The following is a 4,931-nucleotide window of genomic DNA, read 5'->3' on the forward strand; positions in this document are numbered from 1 at the left end:
CGAAACGATTATCGCCACCGCGACCGGCATAACCGCCGCCATTGCCGCTGGGACGGCCACCGCCGCCACCGCTGCGACCGACCGGGCGCTTGGCCGGGCCGAACGAACGATCATGATCGTCACGCGGTTCGCGACGACGGTCATCGATCGGCAGGCGCTGACGGATCAGGCCTTCGATGCTGCGCAGGAACGAACGATCTTCATGTTCGACCAACGAAATCGCTTCGCCTTCGCGGCCCGCACGGCCGGTACGGCCAATACGATGCACATATTGTTCCGGCACATTCGGCAGATCGAAGTTGATGACGTGGCTGACGCCATCGACATCGATACCACGCGCGGCGATATCGGTTGCGATCAGCACGGTCACGTGACCGTTGCGGAAGGCGGCCAGAGCGCGTTCGCGCTGCGGCTGCGACTTGTTGCCGTGAATGGCTTCCGAGCGAATGCCGACGCTATCGAGATGGCGAACCACCTTATCGGCCCCGTGCTTCGTGCGGGTGAAAACCAGTGAGCGGGTGATGACCGGATCGTTCAGCAGATCGGCCAGCAGGGCGCGCTTATCGTCGCGATCCACGAAAATCGCCTTCTGAACGATGCGTTCGGCGGTGGTGGCGACGGGGGTCACTTCCACGCGTTCCGGCTGGTTCAGTAGGTCTTTGGCGAGGCGGGCGATGCTGTCCGGCATAGTGGCCGAGAACAGCAGCGTTTGGCGTTCGCGCTGGATCATGCTGACGATCTGGCGGATCGGGTGAATGAAGCCGAGATCGAGCATCTGATCGGCTTCATCGAGTACCAGCGTGTCGACCTTATCGAGGAACACGGCATGTTGGCTGACGAGATCGAGCAGACGGCCCGGCGTTGCCACCAGAATATCCACACCGCGTTCCAGCGCGCGGATCTGGCGGAAAATCGGCTGACCACCGAAAGCCACGGCCACCGTCAGGGGCAGATTGCGGCCATATTGGCGAATATTGTCAGCGATCTGGCCGGCGAGTTCGCGCGTCGGGCTCAGAATGAGCGTGCGCACCGAACGCTTGAACGGGCGCTGATTGGTCAGGCTCAGTTTGTGCAGAATCGGCAGCGCGAAAGCCGCCGTCTTGCCGGTGCCCGTTTGGGCAATCCCGAGCAAATCCTTACCCGACAGCAGAATGGGAATCGCCCCGGCCTGAATCGGCGTCGGCGTTTCATAGCCTTCTTTAACCAAAGTATCGAGAAGGGCCTGGTTCAGGCCCAAGTCAGCAAAAAGACGTCATGTGGAGAAAATCTCACAAGCAGGCTCAGCCCGGCCTATCATGTGAGGCCGGGAACGGAGCGGGGGTGTAAAGACGCCCCCCGCGTGTCCGGGCCGCCCTATCGGGATTGGATAATGACAGGTCGCCGCTGGTTTGCCGCATTCTTCAAAAAGAAGAGCCGACACGATCTCGGGCGATCACGCGCTGTCAAAAAGTGTCTGGGAACCTGACCTTCCGGCGCACCAATGTCAAGCGATGTTGCAATGCAACAGTGCAGAGCTGCCATGTGAGGGTTCAGAGCGCTCCGCTTTGCTCGGTCAAATAGGCGCGAACCGCCGGGTCCTGGGTCAAGCCAATTGCCCGCGCGAACCCCACTTGCGCGGCCTCCCGCTCCCCCGCCAGTGCCAAAAAATGTGCCCGCGCCGCCCAATAGGGCTGGTAAGTTTCGATATCCTCCGGGGCAAGGGCATTCAGTTCGGTTAATCCCGCCTCCGGTCCGAAGGCCTCGGCGTGGGCCGCCGCCCGCGCCACCGCCGCGCCAATGGACGGGCTGTGTTGCATCAAAAGATCATAGAGCGCGACTAGTGCTGTCGGCGGAGCGAAGCCGAGGCGCTTTTTTTTGAACATGGAAGGATTGAATGGCGGCTTCGATCTGAAACCGCCCGAGGGTGCCGAAGCGCGCCGCCTGGGTCAATGCGGCCTCGGCCTCAATCAGCCCGTCGCGCGACCAGAGGGCCGGATTCTGCGCCGCCAGCGGCACAAAGCCCCCCGCCGCGTCCCGCCGGGCACCGGCGCGGGCTTCGCAGTAGAGGATGAGGGCGAGCAGCCCCAGCGCCTCGGGCTGGTTGGGCAGCACTCCCGCGACCAACCGCGCCAGATAGAGCGCTTCCGCCGCGAGCCCGGTTGCGCCATCGCTGCCCGGAACCGCGTCCCAGCTTGTGCCATAGGCGGCATAGATGGCGGCAAGCACCGCCTCCAGCCGGTCCGGCAAATCGGTGGCCTCGGGGGTTTGAAAGCCGATCCCGGCATCGCGGATTTTTGCCTTCGCCCGCACCAACCGTTGCCCCATCGTCGCGGCGGGAACGAGAAACGCCGCCCCGATCCGCGCCGCATCCAGCCCCAACACGCATTGCAGCATCAACGGTGTGCGGCTGGCGGGGTCGATGGCGGGATGGGCACAGACGAAGAGCAGTTTCAGTCGCTCGTCGGGAAAGGCCGAGGGTTCACGCTCCCCCGCTTCTTCATAAAGAAGGTCGAGCGTGGCTGCCGCCCCGGCCCGCACCTGGGCGTGGCGGTAGCGTGATCCAACGCGCGGCGGGCGACCGTCAGCAGCCAAGCTTCGGGCCGGTCGGGAACGCCCTGCCCCGGCCAGAGTTCCAGGGCTTTGCGAAACGCCTCCGCCAGCGCGTCTTCCGCCGCCGCAATATCGCGATTACGGGCGGCGAGAAGCGCGATCAGGCGGCCATAGGAGGCGCGGGCGACCATTTCTGCCGTGCGCTGCGCCTCCATTGCCGGGATTTAAGCGCCGGGGGCCTGCATCGGCGGCAAGACCGGGCGCACTTCGACCGAGGCATAGCTGGCCGAAGGCGCGCGCGCCGCCCAATCGAGCGCCGCATCGAGATCCGGCACGTCGACGATGAAATAGCCCGCGAGTTGCTCTTTCGAATCGGCGAACGGCCCGTCCTGCACCTGGCGCTTGCCGTCGCGCACGCGCACCGTCGTCGCCGTGTGCGGTGGCTGGAGACCGTGCCCGCCAAGCACGATCCCTGACGCCTGAAGCGCGCCGATATAAGCCCCCCACGCACCCCAATAGGCCCCGCTCATCTGCGGGTCGGTGCGCTGGGCAAACTGGGCGTCGGTTTCGCTGAAGATAATCATGTACTGCATGGGGGAAGTCTCCATCCTGCGATGATCCCCCCGAGCCGCGCCCGAGGAGGAGGGGGAAACGCTCTCCCTCGAACCCATGAGCCGCAAGCCTGCCCGATTTCGACAGGCGCGTAAAAAATTTTCGTCTTTTTTAAACGGGGCCGCTCACGCCCGCCTGCTCGAAGGTTGCCATGCCCGTGTGGCAATCGACCGCCGCCTTCAGCACCGTCACCGCCAGCGCCGCGCCCGTGCCTTCGCCGAGGCGCATGCCGAGATCGAGCACCGGGCGCTTGCCGATTTTCTCGCACAGCAACCGATGCGCCGGTTCCGCCGACAGATGGGCGACGAGGCAATGGTCGATGGCGCGCGGATCGATCTTATGCAGCACCGCCGCCGCCGCCGTGACGACATAGCCGTCGAGCAACACCGGRGTGCGGCCCATGCGCGCCGCCAGAATCGCGCCGCAGAGCGCCGCAATCTCCAAACCGCCGACCGCCGCCAGCCACTGCATCGGATCATTGACCGTGCCCGCCGCCGTCAGCCGGTCGCGGTGCCGGGCGACGCCCGCCGTCACCACTTGCAGCTTGGTGTCGAACGCCGTGCCGGTCACGCCCGTTCCGGGGCCGACCCAATCGGCGGGGCTGCCGCCATAGAGACCGTGGCAGAGCGCGGCGGCAACCGTGGTATTGCCGATGCCCATTTCGCCCAGGCAGAGCACATCGATGCCCTGTTCCACGGCCATCATGCCGTAGGCCATCGCGCGGGCGCATTCCTGCTCGTTCATCGCCGGGGCATCGACGAAATCCTGCGTCGGCGCGTCGAGATCGAGTTCATAGACGCGCAAATCGGCATCGATCAGCGTGCAGAGCTGGTTGATGGCGGCACCACCCTGAACGAAATTCTCCACCATCTGCTTGGTCACCGACGCGGGATAGGCCGAAACCCCCCGCTCGGCAATCCCGTGATTGGCGACGAAGACGGCCACGCGCGGGCGGGTCAGCTTCGGCGTTGCCCGTCCCTGCCAGGCCGCGAGCCACTGGCTGAAATCTTCAAGCCGCCCCAAGGCCCCCGCCGGTTTGGTCAGTTGCGCCTCGCGGGTCGCAACGGCGCTCGCCGCCGCCAAATCCGGCCCCGGCAATTTATCGAACAGCGCGCGCAGCTCATCCAGCGTTACCGGCGCATCGGGAGCGGGCGTATCATTGGCGGGACGGCCGGACGACGGCGTGGAACTCATGCGAACGCACCTTTCCGAATAACACTGCACAGGGGGACATGCCTTAGCCCCCTATAGCCGGGCCGGACGCCAACCACAAGCGATTGCCATGCGCCCGATTGTCCGCCAATGTCTTTGTCCCGTTTTAGACTCCTGTTGGGAAGCCGTCCGCCGACCGTGATGCCCCCCTTTTCGCGCCGCTTCCGCCTCGCCCTGATGTTTCTCACGCGCCTGCCGGTGCCGATCAATCCCGCGCCCGAAGCCTCGGAGATCGCCGAGGCCGGGGACATGTTCCCGCTCGTCGGCACGCTGATTGGGGCGGCGACGGGGGCCGTGTTTTGGGGGCTCTCGACGCTCGGCCTACCGCCCTTGGTCGCCGCTGCAACGGCACTCGCCGCGCAACTGCTCCTCACCGGCGCGCTGCACGAAGATGGCTTGGCCGATATGGCCGATGGGTTCGGCGGCGGCTTCACCCGCGCACGCAAGCTGGAGATTATGCGCGACAGCCGCCTCGGCACCTATGGCGGCGCAGCCTGATGCTCGCCCTGCTCGCCCGCGCCGGGCTGATTGCGGCGCTGCCGCCGGAGGAAGCAATTGCCGCGCTCGCCGTCGCCCAA

The 4,931-nt window shown here is 65.6% G+C and carries 7 protein-coding genes; 1 reads left to right on the forward strand and 6 read right to left on the reverse strand.

All coding sequences use genetic code 11. The features are described from left to right. The 6 genes from VZ95_RS09380 to cobT all read right to left on the reverse strand — a co-directional run. Positions 1-1,237 (reverse strand): DEAD/DEAH box helicase (locus tag VZ95_RS09380; RefSeq protein ID WP_045775613.1); only part of this gene is annotated, 1,237 nt, incomplete at its 3' end. A 292-nt stretch (positions 1,238-1,529) separates the two neighbouring features. Then, positions 1,530-1,796 carry a hypothetical protein gene (locus tag VZ95_RS25405; protein ID WP_198148195.1) on the reverse strand — a complete coding sequence of 89 codons (267 nt, stop codon included), beginning with the start codon at positions 1,794-1,796 and terminating at the stop codon, positions 1,530-1,532. Positions 1,797-1,803: 7 nt separating this feature from the next. After that, a complete protein-coding gene (locus tag VZ95_RS25410) occupies positions 1,804-2,517 on the reverse strand; it encodes a DUF6596 domain-containing protein (RefSeq protein ID WP_198148196.1) in 714 nt (237 codons plus the stop codon). After that, positions 2,430-2,744 carry a sigma factor gene (locus VZ95_RS25415; RefSeq protein ID WP_198148197.1) on the reverse strand — a complete coding sequence of 105 codons (315 nt, stop codon included), beginning with the start codon at positions 2,742-2,744 and terminating at the stop codon, positions 2,430-2,432. Before VZ95_RS25415 ends, VZ95_RS25410 begins: the two co-directional genes overlap by 88 nt. A 9-nt stretch (positions 2,745-2,753) precedes the next feature. After that, on the reverse strand, positions 2,754-3,137 hold the full coding sequence (locus VZ95_RS09390) for a YciI family protein (RefSeq protein WP_232302579.1): 384 nt from the start codon (positions 3,135-3,137) through the stop codon (positions 2,754-2,756). A 115-nt stretch (positions 3,138-3,252) separates the two neighbouring features. Next, positions 3,253-4,335, reverse strand: coding sequence for a nicotinate-nucleotide--dimethylbenzimidazole phosphoribosyltransferase (gene cobT / locus VZ95_RS09395; protein WP_045775615.1), 1,083 nt, complete (start codon positions 4,333-4,335; stop codon positions 3,253-3,255). A gap of 159 nt (positions 4,336-4,494) precedes the next feature. On the opposite strand from cobT, the gene VZ95_RS09400 reads away from it, so the two are divergent. Next, complete coding sequence (locus VZ95_RS09400) at positions 4,495-4,851, forward strand: adenosylcobinamide-GDP ribazoletransferase (RefSeq protein WP_052711642.1); 357 nt, start codon at positions 4,495-4,497, stop codon at positions 4,849-4,851. Positions 4,852-4,931 lie beyond the last annotated feature (80 nt).

Source organism: Elstera litoralis, from assembly GCF_000963705.1.
Classification (GTDB): domain Bacteria; phylum Pseudomonadota; class Alphaproteobacteria; order Elsterales; family Elsteraceae; genus Elstera; species Elstera litoralis.